The following is a 17,477-nucleotide window of genomic DNA, read 5'->3' as shown; positions in this document are numbered from 1 at the left end:
AGCCGCGGTGAGTATGGGCCGTGACCCGTGACGTTGCTCCCCCGTCACAGTTCCGCTTGGTATCGTCCGCTATGCCGACGGGGTGACGTAGCGATAGGAAATTGGCCGAAGCATCGTGACATCGATCTGCCATGGCTGATGGACGACGACGATTCCCCCCGATGCGACCGGGGGAGACTGTTTCCGGTCAAGCTTGATCGAATGCACAACCACGAGGGCGTTATTGGGATGCTCCTTGAGATGGTGCTCGACCTCGTTGTAGGTCAGGATGACCTCCTCACCCAGGGAGATCGTTCCTTTGACCTCTACGTAGATCTTCTCGGACCCAAGTGACGCCAGCAGGTCGTAGGACTTCTTCTTGCCGGTGTTCTTGACGGTGTAGTTCTTCGACTTGAAATACTCGATCGCGAGCTTGACCGAATGGTCCTCAAGCGCGGTCTTTTCGGCTTGGCTCAGCCCGCTCCCTTGGCCGGCAGCGCGCCGCGGGTTTCCGGCCGACTCGACCGCAGCGACCTCCGCATCGACGATCTCCGGTGCGACATCACCCGGAATGAAGGCAGTGTCATCGTCGATCTGGTACAGCCTGTCCAGCAGCTGGCCGATTCGGTTGAAGTCCTGGCGGAGCTGGTCATCCGAGGGGATGGAACCCGCGCTGTACCGAATGCCATGAATGTTCCCCAGTTCGTACGCGTGCCCAAGTCCGCTGGTTGTACGCAGGTCGATGGTGTCGAAGCTCGCAGGAGCTGACCCGTCCACGGTGAGCGCCGAGCGAGCCCAGTCAGCGCGGGCCGTCACCACGCCGTCCGGCAAGGGAATGATCCGTTGCCGGATCGGGTCGAACGGGCTTGTGCCCTGATTCAGCGACAGGTAGGCCGCATCACCAGTGGCGCTAAACAGGTAGACGGCGTACCACCCAATGCCAGCTTTTGGGCTGCGGTCATGATCGCAGTAGCGACTCCACGGAATCAACGCCGGAGTACCCCGGCCTCCACTACCCTCCGTCTGCCACTTCGGAAAACTCGACGCTAGCTCTGCCGCGATCCATCCGGGGATCTCCTTGCTCACGAGCTCCCGCCGGCGGACCATCGATGGATCCTCCGCGTCCGTCGTGAAACTGGGTTGCAGTGCCAGCACTTCATTGAGCAAGTCCCTCAGCGACATGCCCGGCAATCTACTCACCGCCACCGACACGGATCGTCTGTTCGCTCGACACGAAGTCGACACGCCACGCCGTCTGCTTCGGGAACAACGGAGACCGCACGCCCCGGCCACCGTCGAGCGATCTGCCTGCTCGTCTCACGCTAGTTCGGTCGGCTCGCTTCCCCTGAATCGCCACATGCCTCATGCTTGATGAGGTCGGCGGGAGGGCAGTATGAGCGTGTTGGGCAACGCCATATCCGCTCTGGCTGTGCTGTTGGGCGTCTTACTTGGCGGCTGGCTCGCCGTCAGAAATCAAGAACGGCAGTGGCGCCGCGATCATGAGCGGCAGTGGCGAGATATCCGGTTGTCGACATACAACGAGTTCGTATCGGCATACCGGCAGTACGTCGCCTTTGCACTTGAGCCAGCGGCCCGTATCTCGGCCGTCCCGCATCCTCGACTCCCCAACGAATTGATGCCATTCTTCGACGAAGCCGGAAGACCATACAAAGAGCGACTCGAATCCGCCTGGATCGCCGCCAGATTGGTGTTTGAGTCGCACGAGACCGCGAATGCCGGTCTTCAAGTAGTCACTGCAGCGCGTCAAGTTGCTGCTGCACGCGCGATCCACGGCGCGCAAGACGTCCCGTCGGAGCTGTTCGCACAGCTATGGACCGCGCAGTACACATTCGTCGCCTCCGCACGCCGGGAACTGGGTCTACGAGTCCTGCCGCGATTCGACGGCGTCGAATGATCGCTGTGATCAATGAGGGCAATGCCCAAACCTCTCGATCGAAACCTATCTGGCAGGGATCGAGCCGCCAACGATAGATGTGGTGACCATCAGTTTGGGACCACACGTAGTGCATTGCACCAAACGCCCCCGGTCACGCACACGCGGAGCCCTATGTGAATCGTGTGCGACGTGCGGAAACGGTCGAGCCCCAGCCCTGGGGTCAGTTGGTTGGCCTCACTACAAACGCCAACGCTGCTGGATTCGCCTACTTATCAGAAGTGGCGACGGCCCTACGGGTGACCGCCCTGGCGCCGTGCCTTGCGCTGCAGCGCCTCGAGAAGTACGTCTATATCGTCATGCGATTCGATCACCGTCGGAGGGTGGAGGGCCTCCCACGCAAAGCGAAGACGGTGGCCTTCATCCACTGCGGCGGTAATCTCTCGCCCCAGCTCAAACATTTGACCTGCCAGCAGTTCTACGTCAACTACCGCAACCTCGTGCTCCTGAAAAACTTTACGGAGCCGACTGCGAGCGATGTAGAAGACACGTTCGTCTATGGGGCGACTTTTGGGCCGAGGTATGCATAGATCATCGCCACTTTCGATCGACCACTCTCCGTGAACAAAGAAGTTGCGGTCATTGTTCAGCTCTTTTGCCCTGGCAAGAGCTGCTTCGAACCTGCCGCAGTCCTGAAGGGCATACGCGCCAGTCTGTTTCAGTTCCCCAAGCATGGCCTTGGCAGACTGGATCAACCAGTCCGTTGACTGACCGTCGAACACGATCGAGGCCTCGTCCGTAGCTGCAAGCCAGCCGACCAGATACCTTAGTCGCCCCTCAAGGTAGCTGCTGCTCAGAACCAGCCTTCCCAACGCAGGGTAGACATCATCGAAGTCTGAACAGTCCGCGGCGACGTACATGTAGACACCATGCCGCAGGCAGCGACCTTCCGCAGCTCAATATATGTCGCCGGAGGTCGAACTGAGATTCCGCCGGGCTGCTGGTCAGCGTGGGGACCGACTGGGGACCACACGCCTCGCATGCCAACGAACAGTACGAGGTCACGCAGATCTCAGTCGCGATGCGAACCGTGCGTGACGTGCGCGAATGCCTGGTTTTCAGTGCTGGGGGTCAGGTGGTCGCAGGTTCAAATCCTGTCAGCCCGACAGAAACGCCAGGTCAGAGACGCTCTCTGACCTGGCGTTTGTTGTTGAATCGAGCCGGCAGCACATCAACGGCACAAATTGGGCTTCTGTCAGGGACAGCCGAACAACTCTTCGATGATCGAGCGGTGATCTGGTGCTATGTCTGGCATGTCGGTGTAGTGGGTGCGAGCAATGTCCTTCGTGTTGCCCAGTTGCCGCCGTGCCGCGTCGCCGTCCTGCATCCGCTCGTAGACCCGCGTCGACACCGCCTTGCGCAGCGTCCGTAACGTCACCCACTCGAACTCGGCCCCCGGAATGCGCGGTTGAAGTTGTTGGGACTGCGCGGGGTGCCGGCCCGCGACGGAAGCAGCAGTACATCCGGATTCGGCCGCTTCGAGTCCTCGAGCTCCTTCATCAGGGCGCGCACCGCCGCCGCGCCGTACCTGGAGAGCCACACGCCGCGCCGGCCGTTCTCCGATTTGGGTACGGGCTTGCGAATCCATCCGCCCGTACCCTCGCGTCGGGCATGATCGCCAGCGTCCTCGCATCGGCCGCGCAGGCGTATCCGGAGCTGGATGCCGTACTACGCGAGTATCGGACACCCGAAGGCATCACCACGATCGCGCAAGCGCGAACGCAGTGCATAAGCGATATCCTTCGCGCCGGCATGTTCACTCGATCAACTTCTCAACCTGCCGGCCATTAAGGTCGTCCTCGACCAAACCTCACTGGGCACACCGGCACCGACGATGCCCACCCACGTACTGCAGGGTGTCATCGACGAGATCTCCCCCGTGGAATCAGCCGATCGTATGGTCGAAAGCTTCTGCGCCGCAGGCACTTCAGTGGAATACACGCGGGATCGGACAGGCACCCATAATGGCCTGGTCCCGGCACTGGAGAATAACTTCGATCCCTGGTTGCGGCTGCGCTTCGACGGAATACCCGCTTCGTCCGGGTGCACTACCGACACCGTGCTATCGGCACTGCTCCCACCGGAGAACTGAGGACCCACTGCGATCCTGCGACCTCGTCCCATCCTGGGTGACCGACCGAGCGCATCACAGGGCGTAGCCCTGTCCCCGTAGTGCCCTGGAAACGCGGGTGATCAGTCGAGTGTGGCGGCAGTCGAAGCCGGTCACGAGGCGGGAACCCGCGGGGGTTCGAGTCGGCTATCCGGTCTGCTTGTCGCGCCAGCGGAGGGCTCCCTCGACCTCGGACAGGTCGTAATCCGGGCCGCTGCAGCTCAACCTGAACAGCGTCACCCCGGCCTCGACGAGGGTGGTCGCGTCCGCGGCACCGGGCCAGTCGACCGAACGCTGGATGGTCATCAGATCCCTGCCCACTGCGGCACAGTGCTCGGCCAGGATCTTCGCCTTGCGTTCCAGCACCGCCACATTCGCGAAGGTGTGCCAGACGTCGGCATATTCGGCGACCAGCCGCAACGTCTTCTTCTCACCGCCGCCACCGATCAGGATCGGAATCTTGCGCAGCGGCGGAGGATTGAGCTTCTTCATGCGAGCCTCGATGCGGGCCAGATTTTCCTTCAGCTGCGCCAGACGTTGTCCCGGGGTGCCGAAATCGTAGCCGTACTCGTCATAGTCGCGCTGGAACCAGCCGGAGCCGATGCCGAGGACCAGACGGCCACCGGAAATGTGGTCGACGGTGCGCGCCATATCCGCGAGCAGATCGGGATTGCGGTATCCACCACCGGTCACCAATGCACCGAGCCGTACGCGTTCGGTCTGCTCCGCGATCGCGGCGAGCATCGTCCAGCATTCGAATGTTTCGCCGTCCGGGTTGCCGTTCACCGGAAAGAAGTGGTCGAAGTTGAACACGGCATCCACGCCCATATCCTCGGAGCGGCGCACGGCGTCACGGATGAGATCGTAGCGGGGTGCATGCTGGGGCTGGATCTGCACTCCGATGAGAACAGGTCGACTCATGAACACTCCTCATCCTGGGTGCCGAAGCCAGGATTCTCCGAAAACAACTGCGAAATCGAAGTAAGTCGATCGAGAACCGGATCCTTGAAGCTCACCACACAACTGCCGCCCTTCGCTGATTTCCGATTTCTGTCACCAGCACCGCGCACGTTGCTGAATAGTAGCCGTTAGCGGATCTCGGACGAGAAGAATTGACAGGCGTTGCCGATAATCATCTCCGGGCCGTGATGATCGATGGCCACGATCCCGAGCCGAACCATGCCTTTGTCGCGCTCCTGAACGTCGCCTACGAAGTGTTCCTGCGCCTCGACGGACCAGAACCCGGTCGTCCCGTTGACTCGGCTCAGTCGAGAGCGCCCAGAATGTCATCGACCGGCGCCTCATGTAATCGACCTGTGCTTCGCTGATGCAGAAGGCAGGCGAACCTGTTGAAACAAGCCCCGAAGCGGAGCGTGGTGGTGTGTCGATGACCTGGCGTTGATGAGGTCCGCAGGACAGGGCTCGACAGCAAGCCCGAGGGCTTCGACTGAACCACGGACTCGGCACGCTGTTTGAGGGCCTTGCCTTGGGTGGAAACCGACTTCGGCCGTGCCGACTGGTCGCGAGCCATCGAGTTCTTGGCAGCGTGTCGTACCCCCTTGCACACGGCGGCGGGTGTCGGGCCGTGGGTGGTGGGTCAGGCGAACAGGCGGGCGACGAAGGGCACGCTCTCGGGCAGGGAACCGAGGACGGTGGCGAGGTGATCTTTGTCCGGGTAGAGGTGGGCTTCGGGGTGCACACCGTGGGCTTCGAGATCGGCGATCAGTTTGGCGGTCATTTCGGGGAACACGTCTTGGTCCTGTAGCCCTTGGCCGATGAACAAGGGCCGGTCGTAGCCTGTCATCGGTATGTCGAACACTTCGTGGGCGATGGCCGGAAAATTGCCTTCCGATACCGGTCGTGTGATCATCTGCTTGACCTCGACGCCGTGCGCGCGATCGACCAGCGCGTCGAAACACAGTGTCTTCGCGGCCTCGACCAGGTCCTTGCCGACGGGGCTGAGGTAGCTGTCCAAGTCGAGTGCGGGCCGGGCCGCTTTCAACCCGCCCACGATGTAGGCCCCGTAGGCGGTGAGGTGCCAGTTGTGCAGATCGGGCGCCGCCGGTTGGGTGAGCAGCATAGGCATCTCGGCGATCTGGGAGGCCGGGCCGGTGGCCACCGCACCACGGAAGTCGAGGTCGGGGGCATAACTGGTGGCCAGTGCGGAGGTGAACACTGCCGCTCCGCCGCCTTCGGACGCGCCGATAGCGACCCATTTGGCCGACAGCGAATCGTCGACCGCGCGGGCGGCGCGCACCATGTCGATGGCGGCGTATGCCTCGGCGCGACCATCGAGGAAGGGCTGCAGACGCGGGGTGCCCACTCCGATGTAGTCGGTCGCGACGACGGCGTAGCCCTGCTTCATCCAGGTGGCCAGATACGTCATCTCGATGTCGATGCGTCCGATGATCGTGGGGGCACAGTCGTCGCTGAGACCGGTGGTGCCGTGTTCCCACGACACCACCGGCCACCCACCCGGTGGTGGTGTGCCCGCCGGCATGAAGATCGCGCCGGTCGAGAGGGCCGGCTGGTGGTCGGAAGTTTGGGTCCAGTAGGTCAACCGTCGCGCAGCGCCCGTGCCCTCGATCCACAGATCCCGCGACAGCGCGTCGGTACCCACCACAGTTCCCGGCGTATTCGCGGGCGGATCGGCGGAACCGACCGCGTCCAACGGACCGGCCAGCAGAACCACCGCGCCCAGGGCGATCAGCGTACGGCGCATCGTGACACCACTCCTCTCCCCTTGTTTCCATTCGACCAGCACTGTCTCGACGAGCATCATCACTTGCGGTCGACGCGAATTAGCAGAGACGGCCGGTTCGACAAGGAATCGATCTATTCGAGGCCTAACCGACGGAAGAGAAAATCGGGCAGCAGGAGGTGAGTGTACTCCGATATAAGGCGGGTGCAGGATTCTTCATTTATAAGCAAGTGGGTTGAGCAAAATGCGCCGAAAGGTTCTCGACACCGCCGAGCGCGAAACCGGCTGGTCGTGCGATTCGACACTCCTCGCCAGCCGTGTTCATCTCGCGGAGTTCCCTTGCTGTGTACCGCGCCGAACGAGTATCGGATAGGCCATTTCCGGCCCTGATTTCGACTGTGCGTTTCGCGAATCGAAAGGCGCTGACAGGTCGGCTCAGAATCGTCCCCCACGGCTGATTCGGCCGGAGCTGCCGGAACCACCGAACGATCCTGGGCCCCAACCGGAGCTGTCGGAGTCGTCGTCCAGGCCGAGTAAACCCTCGATGACCCCTTCGATGAGAACACCCGCGAGTACCGCACCGAAATTGACCAACCGCGGAACCGATTGCCGGGCCCGCCATTTCCTCACGCTCGCCTGCGCCGTGTGCAGGGCGCGATCGGCCGAGTCGACGGCCCGTTGGGTATGTCGCAGTGCCCGTTGCGGATCGGTGTTCGCCAGCGTGTGCGCGCGATCGAGATGACGCCTAGCCTCTACGAGCCGCGTACGCGGCGCTGCGTCGACGCCGCCTCGGCGGGTGGCGACGTAGTCGGCGGCGGCCTGTACCCGACCGTCCGCGGCGGCGAACGCCTGATCGAGGCGGCGCTGTAGCTGTTCGTCGGCGAGCTTGTGATCCGTCGCCGCGGCCAGCGCGTGATCCAAGGCAACAGCACGAGTTACCACTTTCTGGAAGGTTCCGAGCGGGTCGGTCTCCCCGCTCGCGGCGGCTTGCTTCACCGTTTTCCGAGCGGCGGCTACTGCCTTCGACAATTCCCGGTCGCTGAGGCTCGACAGCGTCGCCGCCGAGTCCACTGCCCGGCTCAGCTCCTCGATCGCACCGGGTAGCCCGGCGCGCGCCTGCTCGATATTGGTGGCCGCGCTGTCGACCGCGTCGAGCAGCGTCCGGCCCGCCGCGACCGCCGACTCGGCGCCGCGAATTGCGGCCACCGCCGCACCCTGCTCCCCTACCGGCCGGGCCACCGCGGCGCGCCCGTCCTCGATCCTGCTTTGCGCGAACGAGATTCGCTCTCGCGCCATCATGACGTTCTCGCGCACCGGCGCGATCACCGAGGCCGGATACTCGCGAACCAGCCGCGCCAGGAGGTCCTCCGAACGCGATGTACGCGTGGTCAACTCCACCACGTCACGGGTCAGCGCGTCCAGTCGCTGAGGTGCATCGATCAGCAGGTTGCGCATCGCATCGAACTCGGCGACCTTGGCATCGAGCTCCGCATTGGCCCGCCCGCAGGCCGAGATCAGCTCCACCAGTAGATCGCGGCGCTCGTCCGGGGTCTCAGGGATATCGTCGTCGAGCCGTTGACGAATCGAAAAGGCATGTGCGATAGCCTCTTTCGCGCCGTCGACGGCAGCAGCAAACGGTGCGGTGGCGGTCGCGCCGAACTCGTCGGTGGCCAGCCGCAGTTCCTCGACGCTGGTGCGAATCGCATTGTCGACGTCGACCAGGATCTCCTTGGACCGGATGTCGAGAACATCGGGATGCAGCTCACCCAACCGCATGGTATCGGCCGGGTCGATCTGCCGGACCGCGACCAGCCCGAGATGGCCCCGCTCGGCGCGCCGCCGCCGATACAGCACGACCAGACCCGCCGCGATCGCCATCACCGACACGGCGATCGCCACCACCGGCCACAGTCCCGGCCCCCCGGAATCGCCCATGGTTCGCGACAATCCATCCGCCACAGCGATTCCCGCTTCGGCCCATTGCGCCGAGCGCAACTGCGGCTCCACCCGCTCGCGCAGCAGCGACTCCACGTCGGCATCGCTGACCGACGACGGCCGGGCACCGGTGAACGCATAGGCTCGATCGGCGACCGCGATCGACAGCAGCAGGTCTCGGTCACCGAATCCGGAGGCCGCGACCGTGCGTTCCCCCCAGGCTTGCGGGTCGAGTCCGCCGAAGTCGTGGACGTAGACGAGCCACAACCGCTCCCCATGCGTGTCGTAAAGGTCATCTACGGCCCGCAGCAGCCGATCGCGCTGTTTGCCATCGAGCACCTGCGCCGCATCGGTGACATGGTCCGGCAACCGAAACGGATCCTCTGCCGCGGCCGTCGGCGACCGCAGGACCGCCGTACCCGACAACACAACCAACAGCACGCCGAGCGTCACCGACGACAGCGACGCAACGCGACGAACCCCCGACAGCAGTGGCGGCATCCTAAGAATGTAGCTGCCGGGATGCAGATGTCGGTGAATGTTGCCAGCGTCGGTAACCGCCCACCCGGGACGCCGCGATCGCGGCTGCCCCTGGTTACATCCCGTGAAGTCCACACAGACTGGTCCTATGTGGTAGCCGAGTGCCTGCTGCAGGTTGTGGATGAACCCTGTCGGATGTCGCAATGGGATCGGTTCAAATTGCGATAACTGGCACATAGCTCATATAGCATCGGCATTAGGCCGTCGGTGCGCGCTCCGCACGTCCCGGCCGGATCACTCGTCCGGATCGTCCATCGCTAGGTATCGCCACTCACATGGGGGCTGCACCGGAGCGCTCGTACTTCGGCGACGGCCTCGCCGCATGAACCGGGCTGAACCGGCGACCGATGGTGGACCATTTCCCGCACCTGGATGAGCCGAGGATCGACGTGTGGACTCGGCCGGGGTCTCCGGGTGCGAATCGATGCGAGGACAGAGGACGAACCAGCTGGGTGCCCAGGGCACGGCACGTTGTCCCGCCGAGTCCACAGTCGGGTCAGTTCGCGGCAGCGGGTGGTCATCTCCCGCATGCGGATTCCACGGCATCACTCGGCGCCTAGATGAGGCTGACTTATCCCCCGTGCTGGCGCGCCCGGCGACCTGCCGGTTCAGACCCGACGCCGACGCGCACGTTCCACGGGCGACCGCGCGAGCAATGGTAGCCAATAGTGTGCTATCAGCAGGATAAGTGCTTGGATGTAGCTCATGCCCCATCGCAGTCCGTGCGAGGACGGCCAGGTGATTCCGCAGCCGGTGCCGACGCTGCGAAAGCTGTTCGCTGTCACGGGTATCGGGCCTCGCTGGCCGAGCGCTCTGCGGCTGGCGGCAGCCTTCGCGGTACCCGCGTCGATCGCCGAGGCGCTGGGTCAGGGCGAGCACGTGTTCGGCATCATGACGGGCATCTGGCTGGCCATGTACGGGCACACCTGCCCCTATCGGATGCGGTGGCGGCTGCTCGGCGTGCTGGGTGTGGTGTTTCTAGCCTGGGTGTACCTGGGGGAAATCACCGCGTCGGTGTCCGGCGGCGCCCGACCGGCGTGGGTTGTGCTGTTGATCTGCATGGCGGCGATGGCCACCTACATCAGCATCGCGCTACCGCTGACGCCGCCGCTCGGAGCGTGGGCGGTCATGCTCGGCGATGTTGGATTCGTCGGAGTGACCGCGGGCAAGTCGCCGATCGGTGTACTCGTCTGGACGGTAATCGGGATGCTCGGTTCCCTGGCGGTGTCGATGTCGGGCCGGTTGTACCACCCGGACAAACCACAGCGCGATGCCGTCACCGCGGCGGTTTCGGCAGTCGACCGGCATCAGGAACTACAACCGGACGGCAGCCGACGGGCCATGACAGCGCGACGCGAAGCGAACGCGGCTCTGGCGGCGGCTTGGGCGGCCCTACACGACGCCGGTCCGGTCCACATCGACAACCCACTGACGGCCGAACTACTCTGCGCGAATCGACGAATGACCGGAATACCTTGCGCTGCACCAAATTTCGGAAACGACAGCATACCGCTGCCGCGGCCGAGCCTGGCCTACCGCCTTACTCGCGCACTATCGCCCAACTCCTTGGCGATGATCACGACCGTGCGGCTGATCGTCGCGGGTGCGATCGCGGCCGCGGTGAGCCTGAGTCTTCGGCTGGATCGGCCGGACTGGACGATCCTGACGGTCACCCTGGTGATGAGCTCCGGGCTGGCCCGGATGGACGGCACGATCCGCGGCCTGCACCGGCTGGCGGGCACAATGCTGGGAATCGGCGTGTTCGCCGCGGTGGTCTACCTGTCGCCGTCCGGGATCGGATTGATCGCCTTACTCGCCGCCCTGCTGTTCTTGACCGACTTCCTCGCCGGCGGCAACTACGCCCTCGCTGTAGCGTTCGCCACCCCGGCAGCCCTACTGGTGGGTACCGACGGCGTGGTCGGTGATCATTTCGGCATATTGATCCGAGATCGCGTGCTGGAAACCGCGATCGGCGCGCTGGTCGGCATCGCCGCGCTGTGGCTGATCGACCATCGCGCGCACCGACGCCGGTGGCTCTGGCAGCAGCGAACAGTCGCGACCGCGGCGAAACGACTGCTCGAGCTACTGCGCGAAATACCACCGGACGATCCGCGCGCACTGCGACGACGGCGCGATCTGCAATACGAACTCCTCGCCGCCGTGAACGGCGGCATGGATGCGGCCTACACCGAACCCGCCTGGGCACAACGACATTGGCTCACCTACCTGCGACTCGAACAGCAGTGCTACAACCTGTTGATCGCATGCTGGACAACGCTGCCCGGCGAACTGCTCGCCGACATCGACGACCGGGCCGCGCGCCTGCATTCGGCATCGGTCGACGATCCCGCTGCGTGACAAGGACCGTTTCGCCGGAGGTCCTGACTCCGAGCGCCCGCGGCCTGGCGCTGTCATCGGTGCACCCACGCGGTGGCGTTACGGTCGAAGCCACCGGCCTCGGCCCAGGTCAGCGAGCTCGACGGTGGATGCCGGTCGAGTTGCCGCAGACCGCGTTCGATATCGGCCAGCAGCAGATCCGCCATATCACGGCTGAACCCGTGGCGAACGACCGCGCGCATGACGGTTTCGTCCCGCCGCTCAGCAGGCAGTGGATAGGCAGGCAGCAGCCGCTTGGATGAACTACTGATATTGGCGGATATCGCAGCCGCGATGAGCGGGGAGGGATTGTTCGACACCGACACGGTATTCGCAGCCGATCTACAGCAATTGCGCCCACATCCCGGGCAAGCCGCCGCTGCCGCCAATATGACCCGATTGCTCGCGGCATCGGACATCGTGGCGCACAGACCGAAAACACACTCGGCACAGGACGCGTATTCGCTGCGCTGCTCAGGTCGACATCGCTCGAACCCTCATAGACGCGCAACGTCGACTGCCTGGACTCACCGGTCACGTTCAGCCCGCCTTGATCGTGCCGACCAGTCAACGATCAAGGAACACTGCCCTCGACGCGGTGCTCGAGGACACTCTGCTGAAACGACATCCCGGAAGTCGTTGTCTCTCAGAAACTTACATGGATCTGCACACCGCGATCGAGTAGGGGTTCCCGGATGACCGTTACGGCGATCAAGTCTGAGCAAGAGTACGAAACCTTCAAGTCGAGCAGAGGTATCGCGGTCGTCTTCTTCTACGACACGCGCTGTGGATGGGACGTGTTGTGTCGCATACGGGTTGGTGACGGACGAACCTGCAGCGGGCTGGTGCGAGCAGATTCCGAGCAAATATCGGAGAACTCCGACAGCATTATCGCTTCGGGGAGACCATTGAGTTATGGCTGATCAGACTCAGGAAGACGGCTTCTATCCAGATCCCGAGGACCCGAGCAGGTTCTATCGCATAGTCGATGGCACACGGTTCGACTTCCAGTGTGGCCCGGGGACTTACTATCACCCCGAGCTTGTGACCTGTGTGCATCCTTGGCAAATGCCGCCAGGGAGCATGGAAAAACTCCCGCCCGAGGCGTTCGCCGACCCTTCGTCCTGACCGGTCCTCGGTCTCCGGCAGTCTTGTCCCCCTCGGAGGCGACGGTGATTGCCAACATGCGGCAGCCGCACAGCGTGCGAGGAGGACAGCCGAGCGATCCCTGCCGGAATTGAAGTCCTGCAAGGCTTTCCAGCCAGAGAAGGCCCGGCTAGGTGACTGGCGGGGGTTGTACGAACACGACGCTGTCGGGAATGGTACCGACCCGCGGCGGTGGTGTGCGCTCAGTGTCGGTCGATTGTTCGGGTTCGGGGCTGTCGGTGGCGGACTGGGGTTCTTCGACCGGTTCGGGATCGTCGACAGGGTTGTCGGTCATGGGGCCACCTTGTTTTGGTCGGATCGTTCCGATCCATCAAGTATCGCAGGGATTCTCGATGAGAATCCCTGAATGGCCGGCCCTGCCGGATCACGCTAGGCATCGCCTCGCCGCAGCCACTGCCGCCAGCGCTCACCTTCGAAGATCAACGGCCGGAAACCATCTCGGGTCGTCCGAATGCACTAGCCGCTGCGCGGGTGTTCGACCGACCATGATCAGCGGTCGGCCCGGCGGCCGTCACGACCGCATGCGCGCTGGCGGAGCGGCTGCGCCTGGCCTAGACCTGACGATCGCGCCAATCCCGAAAGGCCGGACTCCGGTCCACTGCAGCCTCGTACACCTGCTCCGCCGCGCTGATCAACTTCGGCGCGAGCCCGGCAAACGGACCGTACCGCTGCCAGACCAGCACATGGCTCTCCCACAACGGATTCCCTGCCAGGGGCCGCACCGCGATCCGGGGATTCACCCGGAACGTCGCCTGCCCCAGACCGATCGCTTGACCGCTGCTGATCAGGTCCGTCAAACTGCCTGCCTCGGCCTCGTAACAGACGCGCGGCATGAAGCCGGCAGCGCAGCAGGCCACCGTGACGTACTCGCGGAACCTGTTGTCGTCCGGCGGCTCCAATACCCAATCCTCCTGCGCGAGAGCGGCGAGTGGAACCTCGGGCCACTGCGCCGCGGGATGGTCGCAGGGCAGCAGTACGAACACCGGTTCGGTGGCCAGGACGTGCCGTTGCACATCGGGCTTCACCTGTAACTCGTAGCCAGGGAATTCCAGGATCGCCGCCAACTCCAAACGACCCCCGGCCACGAGATCGGCGAGCACCGCGTTGGACGGTTCGGTGAGCAACCTGACGTCGGCTGCGGGCAGCATCCGATGCAAGGGAGGCAGCAATCCTGCCGCCAACGGCCCGAGCACCGCGCCGAAGCGGAACCGATTCGGGAGCTTGCACCCGGCTGCCTCGCGGAACGCGTCACTGTTGAGCCCATCCAGTGCGGGCAGTACCGCATGAGCCCTTGACAACACATATTCGCCGAGTGGGGTCGGCACCGATCCGTTGCCGCTCCTGGTGAACAGTGAACCACCCAGCCCTCGCTCGAGACGTTGAAGCTGCCTGGTCAGAGCCGGTTGCAACATGCCGAGCGCGGCTGCCGCCTTGGTCAGGCTGCCGTGCTCCGCGATGGCACATAGCATCCGCAGGTGTCGCACTTCCAACTCCATACAGCGATGCTAGGGCCGATTGGCTGAAAATCCCTGCTGGACAAGCTATTTACCGATGCCTCGCTGCGAACGTCGAGCCCGGCAACGGCCATCTCGAAGACCGCAGGGACTCAGGGGTTATGTCTCGGGTCATGCCGTAATGGCATGACCACATGGGATTGGGCTTCAGGTGCCCGAGGCCGACACACTCTTGATGTGTCGCAACCAGGTGGCTGATTCTTCCGCGAAGGGGAAATCCATGGCACGAAAACCAGAACCTCGTCGGCCCGGTCGCTTCGCGAGCAAAGGGTGCACGGTCATGCCGGATGCCACGACGAACGAGCTGGCAGAGGACACCGAGCTGGCAGTGGGCACGGACACCCTGACGATCACCGAAACAGTGTGCGTAGCAAGAAATCCCCGCGCTCGGATCGCTAGGCTGCACGAGGGCGCCGTCGCCCGGATGAATGATTCGGTCGCGCTCAAACATCGGCTCATCGCCAGCCGCCAGCCCATCTACGGTGTCACCACCGGTTTCGGCGACAGCTGTATTCGGCAGATCAGCCCGGGCAAAGTAATCGAGTTGCAGCGCAATCTCGTCAACTACCACCTCAACGGATCCGGGCCTGCCGCAACGTCCGAGGTGGTGCGCGCCACGATGCTGGTACGAGCCAACTGCCTGGCTCGTGGTTACTCCAGCGTGCGGCCCGAGGTGGTGCGGCTGCTCCTGGACTGCCTGAATGCCGATATCCTGCCGGTCATTCCGGAACGGGGATCGGTGGGCGCCAGCGGCGATCTAGTTCCCCTGTGCTATTTGGCGAATATGCTCACCGGCGCGGGAGAGGCCCGGTTCCGGGGCGCGCTGTGGCCGGCCGAACGTGCACTGGCCGAGGCCGGGTTGCGGTCAGTTGTGTTGGAGGCCAAGGAAGCGCTCGCGCTGATCAACGGCACGTCGTTCATGTCAGGGTTCGCCGTGCTCGCCGCCGCGGACGCCGCCGAGTTGGCCGCGGCGGCCGATGTGTGCGCTGCGCTTGCGGTCGAGGTGCTGCTCGGCAACCGTGGTCATTTCGACGCAGTGATCCACGCACAGAAGCCGCATCCTGGCCAGATGCGCAGCGCGGCGCGGATTCGCGCGTTGCTAGCGGGGTCCGGGCTGGCTCGCGACCATCCACAGGTGCTGGCGGCCAATCCGGAGCTCGGCGACCAAGGGTACGTCCAGCTCACTCATCCCATTCAGGATCGCTACTCGGTCCGTTGCGCACCGCACGTCACGGGCGTGCTGTTGGACACCCTGGACTGGGTGCGGCCCTGGCTGCATACCGAGATCAACTCGACCAACGACAATCCGTTGTTCGACGTGGACACACAGAACGTATACAACGGCGGGAACTTCTACGGTGGTCACGTTGGACAGGCGATGGACGCGCTCAAGATCGCGGTGGCCAGCTTGGGTGACCTTGTGGATCGGCAGCTCGCGCTCGTCGTCGACGAGAAGTTCAACCGCGGCCTGACCCCCAATCTCATTCCCCGGTTCGCCGACGACGATTACCAGGCGGGGCTGCACCACGGGTTCAAAGGTATGCAGCTGGCTTGTTCCGCGCTGGCGGCCGAGGCGCTCAAGCTTGCCACGCCGGCAACGACGTTTTCCCGGTCCACCGAGGCGCACAACCAGGACAAGGTCAGCATGGGCACAATCGCCGCTCGTGACGCACGGACAATTGTCGAGCTGGTACAGAACATCACCGCGATCCATCTCGCCGCGCTGTGCCAAGCCGCCGAGTTGCGCGGGGCCGATCAGCTCGGCCGCGGCACGCTGGCAGCGTTTCGTGCGGTGCGCAAGCACGTCGCATTCCTCGACACCGATCGACAGATGGACTCCGATATCGCGACCTTGGCCGAGCTCATCCGATCGGGCGAGCTGCGTCGCGCGTGTATCGAGGAGGGGTGAGATGCTTTCGGCTGAACGGAACGAGAGGCTCACGCGGTTCGACGCGGGCACTCCGATGGGCGAACTATTGCGTCGCTACTGGTGGCCGGTCGCCATCTCCGCGGACCTGCTGCCGCACGACCTGCGCAAGGTACGGCTACTCGGCGAGAACCTGGTCCTCTACCGGCTCGCCGACGGCGATGTGCACCTGCTGGAGGATCGGTGCCCACACCGTGGCGTCGCGCTCTCGTACGGGATCGTGGAAGACGACGGGCTGCGCTGCCCCTACCACGGGTGGCTATTCGACGGCGCCGGAGTATGCCAGGAACAACCCGGCGAACCCGACGAGTCCACCTTCGCGCACCGGGTCAGCGCCAGAGCTCATCCCGCGCGGGAACTGGGGGGCCTGGTGTTCGCCTACCTGGGCCCGGACCCTGCGCCAACGCTGCCCCGCTATGACCTGTTCTGCTGGGACGACGCCATCCGCGATATCGGATACGCCGTTGTGCCGTGCAACTTCGTGCAGATCATGGAAAACGCGGTCGACCTCGACCACGTGGCCTGGCTGCACGGACGGTACAGCGAATGGATGGCCAGCCGAGGACACGCGGCGCGCATCCCTGCGACATTCGCCAAGCTCAACCGCGAAGTAGCCTTCGAGGAGTTCGAGCACGGCATCCTCATGCGCCGTCAACTCCACGGCCAAGACACCGACGCGGACGACTGGTCGATCGGGCACCCGCTGGTCTTTCCCCACATGCTGCGGCTCGGGGGCGGCGGTAGCTCGCACTACCACCTGCGGGTGCCCATCGACGATGAGAACACGTGGGTGCTGTGGTACACCGCATGGCGCCCCGGTGGTCTCCCGGTCCCCGAACCCGGCCCGATCACATCCTTCGAGGTTCCGTGGCGGTGGCCCAACGGCGAACACAGGGTGGATCACGTCGAAGGCCAGGACATCATGGCCTGGGTAACCCAGGGCCGCATCGCCGACCGCTCCCGAGAACATCTCGGAACCGTCGATCGCGGAGTGATCCTGTTGCGCCGCATGTATTTCCAGGCAATGACGGCCGTCGCGGAAGGGCGTGATCCGCTCGGGGTGCATCGGGGCGACGACGATGTACTCGACATCCCGCAAGAGAACGAGAAGTTCGGATCCGGCATCAATTTCGTCCGCGACTTCCTGTCCGCGGCCTACCCCAGGTTCAGCCCCCGGCGCGCCGAGATCGCCCGCCGCTACACCGAAGTGGGGTTGGACCTCGGGATGAACCTCACCGATCCCGACCTCGCGGGGACAGCCTCATGAGCGAGCG

At 64.0% G+C, this 17,477-nt stretch carries 15 protein-coding genes and 1 pseudogene; 7 read left to right on the top strand and 9 right to left on the bottom strand.

Annotation, left to right across the window (positions count from 1 at the left end; all coding sequences use genetic code 11):
• Positions 1–69: 69 nt before the first annotated feature.
• The gene (locus tag ABZ942_RS19745; protein ID WP_357383892.1) at positions 70–1,161 is read right to left on the bottom strand and encodes a DUF3578 domain-containing protein; all 1,092 of its coding nucleotides are present in this window, start codon (positions 1,159–1,161) and stop codon (positions 70–72) included.
• 211 nt (positions 1,162–1,372) lie between these two features.
• Here ABZ942_RS19745 and ABZ942_RS19740 point away from each other — a divergent pair, with 211 nt between their 5' ends.
• Positions 1,373–1,894 (top strand): hypothetical protein, encoded by a 522-nt coding sequence (locus tag ABZ942_RS19740; RefSeq protein WP_357383890.1) that lies wholly within the window; start codon positions 1,373–1,375, stop codon positions 1,892–1,894.
• A 272-nt stretch (positions 1,895–2,166) separates the two neighbouring features.
• Here ABZ942_RS19740 and ABZ942_RS19735 read toward each other — a convergent pair whose 3' ends face one another.
• Positions 2,167–2,793 carry a hypothetical protein gene (locus ABZ942_RS19735; protein ID WP_357383888.1) on the bottom strand — a complete coding sequence of 209 codons (627 nt, stop codon included), beginning with the start codon at positions 2,791–2,793 and terminating at the stop codon, positions 2,167–2,169.
• 335 nt (positions 2,794–3,128) lie between these two features.
• On the bottom strand, positions 3,129–3,521 hold the full coding sequence (locus ABZ942_RS19730; RefSeq protein ID WP_357383886.1) for a hypothetical protein: 393 nt from the start codon (positions 3,519–3,521) through the stop codon (positions 3,129–3,131).
• Between the two features lie 147 nt (positions 3,522–3,668).
• On the opposite strand from ABZ942_RS19730, the gene ABZ942_RS19725 reads away from it, so the two are divergent.
• On the top strand, positions 3,669–4,025 hold the full coding sequence (locus ABZ942_RS19725) for a lipase family protein (protein ID WP_357384563.1): 357 nt from the start codon (positions 3,669–3,671) through the stop codon (positions 4,023–4,025).
• Between the two features lie 165 nt (positions 4,026–4,190).
• Here ABZ942_RS19725 and ABZ942_RS19720 read toward each other — a convergent pair whose 3' ends face one another.
• The 3 genes from ABZ942_RS19720 to ABZ942_RS19710 form a co-directional block, all read right to left on the bottom strand.
• On the bottom strand, positions 4,191–4,964 hold the full coding sequence (locus ABZ942_RS19720) for an LLM class F420-dependent oxidoreductase (RefSeq protein WP_357383884.1): 774 nt from the start codon (positions 4,962–4,964) through the stop codon (positions 4,191–4,193).
• Between the two features lie 676 nt (positions 4,965–5,640).
• A complete protein-coding gene (locus ABZ942_RS19715; RefSeq protein ID WP_357383883.1) occupies positions 5,641–6,765 on the bottom strand; it encodes a lipase family protein in 1,125 nt (374 codons plus the stop codon).
• A gap of 414 nt (positions 6,766–7,179) precedes the next feature.
• Positions 7,180–9,180, bottom strand: coding sequence for a TPM domain-containing protein (locus ABZ942_RS19710; RefSeq protein WP_357383881.1), 2,001 nt, complete (start codon positions 9,178–9,180; stop codon positions 7,180–7,182).
• Between the two features lie 744 nt (positions 9,181–9,924).
• Here ABZ942_RS19710 and ABZ942_RS19705 point away from each other — a divergent pair.
• Complete coding sequence (locus ABZ942_RS19705) at positions 9,925–11,577, top strand: FUSC family protein (protein ID WP_357383879.1); 1,653 nt, start codon at positions 9,925–9,927, stop codon at positions 11,575–11,577.
• A 53-nt stretch (positions 11,578–11,630) separates the two neighbouring features.
• Here ABZ942_RS19705 and ABZ942_RS19700 read toward each other — a convergent pair whose 3' ends face one another.
• The gene (locus tag ABZ942_RS19700; RefSeq protein ID WP_357383877.1) at positions 11,631–11,915 is read right to left on the bottom strand and encodes a hypothetical protein; all 285 of its coding nucleotides are present in this window, start codon (positions 11,913–11,915) and stop codon (positions 11,631–11,633) included.
• On the opposite strand from ABZ942_RS19700, the pseudogene ABZ942_RS19695 reads away from it, so the two are divergent.
• Positions 11,845–12,072, top strand: a pseudogene (locus ABZ942_RS19695) (aromatic amino acid lyase); the annotation flags it as partial. The gene ABZ942_RS19700 and the pseudogene ABZ942_RS19695 sit on opposite strands and share 71 nt — an antisense overlap.
• Before the next feature lie 438 nt (positions 12,073–12,510).
• Entirely contained in the window at positions 12,511–12,723 is a 213-nt protein-coding gene (locus ABZ942_RS19690) for a chitin binding peritrophin-A domain-containing protein (RefSeq protein WP_357383875.1), read from the top strand.
• A 148-nt stretch (positions 12,724–12,871) separates the two neighbouring features.
• On the opposite strand, the gene ABZ942_RS19685 is transcribed toward ABZ942_RS19690, so the two are convergent.
• Together ABZ942_RS19685 and ABZ942_RS19680 are read right to left on the bottom strand one after the other, a co-directional pair.
• A complete protein-coding gene (locus ABZ942_RS19685) occupies positions 12,872–13,036 on the bottom strand; it encodes a hypothetical protein (protein WP_357383873.1) in 165 nt (54 codons plus the stop codon).
• Positions 13,037–13,313: 277 nt separating this feature from the next.
• Positions 13,314–14,258, bottom strand: a complete 945-nt coding sequence (locus tag ABZ942_RS19680; protein WP_357383871.1) for a LysR family transcriptional regulator — start codon at positions 14,256–14,258, stop codon at positions 13,314–13,316.
• A gap of 298 nt (positions 14,259–14,556) precedes the next feature.
• On the opposite strand from ABZ942_RS19680, the gene ABZ942_RS19675 reads away from it, so the two are divergent.
• Both ABZ942_RS19675 and ABZ942_RS19670 read left to right on the top strand, forming a co-directional pair.
• Positions 14,557–16,185 (top strand): aromatic amino acid ammonia-lyase, encoded by a 1,629-nt coding sequence (locus ABZ942_RS19675; RefSeq protein WP_357383869.1) that lies wholly within the window; start codon positions 14,557–14,559, stop codon positions 16,183–16,185.
• A gap of 1 nt (position 16,186) precedes the next feature.
• Positions 16,187–17,470, top strand: a complete 1,284-nt coding sequence (locus ABZ942_RS19670; RefSeq protein ID WP_357383867.1) for an aromatic ring-hydroxylating dioxygenase subunit alpha — start codon at positions 16,187–16,189, stop codon at positions 17,468–17,470.
• The last annotated feature ends 7 nt before the right edge of the window (positions 17,471–17,477 follow it).

The organism is Nocardia sp. NPDC046473, from assembly GCF_040645995.1.
Lineage (GTDB): Bacteria > Actinomycetota > Actinomycetes > Mycobacteriales > Mycobacteriaceae > Nocardia.
Note: the sequence above shows the minus strand (reverse complement) of the source record. Positions and strands in the feature narration are given on the sequence as shown.

Coding starts and splice junctions, on each gene's coding strand:
- ABZ942_RS19745 (WP_357383892.1), bottom strand. CDS start 1,161: ATGTCGCTGAGGGACTTGCTCAATGAAGTGCTGGCACTGCAACCCAGT.
- ABZ942_RS19740 (WP_357383890.1), top strand. CDS start 1,373: ATGAGCGTGTTGGGCAACGCCATATCCGCTCTGGCTGTGCTGTTGGGC.
- ABZ942_RS19735 (WP_357383888.1), bottom strand. CDS start 2,793: ATGTACGTCGCCGCGGACTGTTCAGACTTCGATGATGTCTACCCTGCG.
- ABZ942_RS19730 (WP_357383886.1), bottom strand. CDS start 3,521: ATGGATTCGCAAGCCCGTACCCAAATCGGAGAACGGCCGGCGCGGCGT.
- ABZ942_RS19720 (WP_357383884.1), bottom strand. CDS start 4,964: ATGAGTCGACCTGTTCTCATCGGAGTGCAGATCCAGCCCCAGCATGCA.
- ABZ942_RS19715 (WP_357383883.1), bottom strand. CDS start 6,765: ATGCGCCGTACGCTGATCGCCCTGGGCGCGGTGGTTCTGCTGGCCGGT.
- ABZ942_RS19710 (WP_357383881.1), bottom strand. CDS start 9,180: ATGCCGCCACTGCTGTCGGGGGTTCGTCGCGTTGCGTCGCTGTCGTCG.
- ABZ942_RS19705 (WP_357383879.1), top strand. CDS start 9,925: ATGCCCCATCGCAGTCCGTGCGAGGACGGCCAGGTGATTCCGCAGCCG.
- ABZ942_RS19690 (WP_357383875.1), top strand. CDS start 12,511: ATGGCTGATCAGACTCAGGAAGACGGCTTCTATCCAGATCCCGAGGAC.
- ABZ942_RS19685 (WP_357383873.1), bottom strand. CDS start 13,036: ATGACCGACAACCCTGTCGACGATCCCGAACCGGTCGAAGAACCCCAG.
- ABZ942_RS19680 (WP_357383871.1), bottom strand. CDS start 14,258: ATGGAGTTGGAAGTGCGACACCTGCGGATGCTATGTGCCATCGCGGAG.
- ABZ942_RS19675 (WP_357383869.1), top strand. CDS start 14,557: ATGCCGGATGCCACGACGAACGAGCTGGCAGAGGACACCGAGCTGGCA.
- ABZ942_RS19670 (WP_357383867.1), top strand. CDS start 16,187: ATGCTTTCGGCTGAACGGAACGAGAGGCTCACGCGGTTCGACGCGGGC.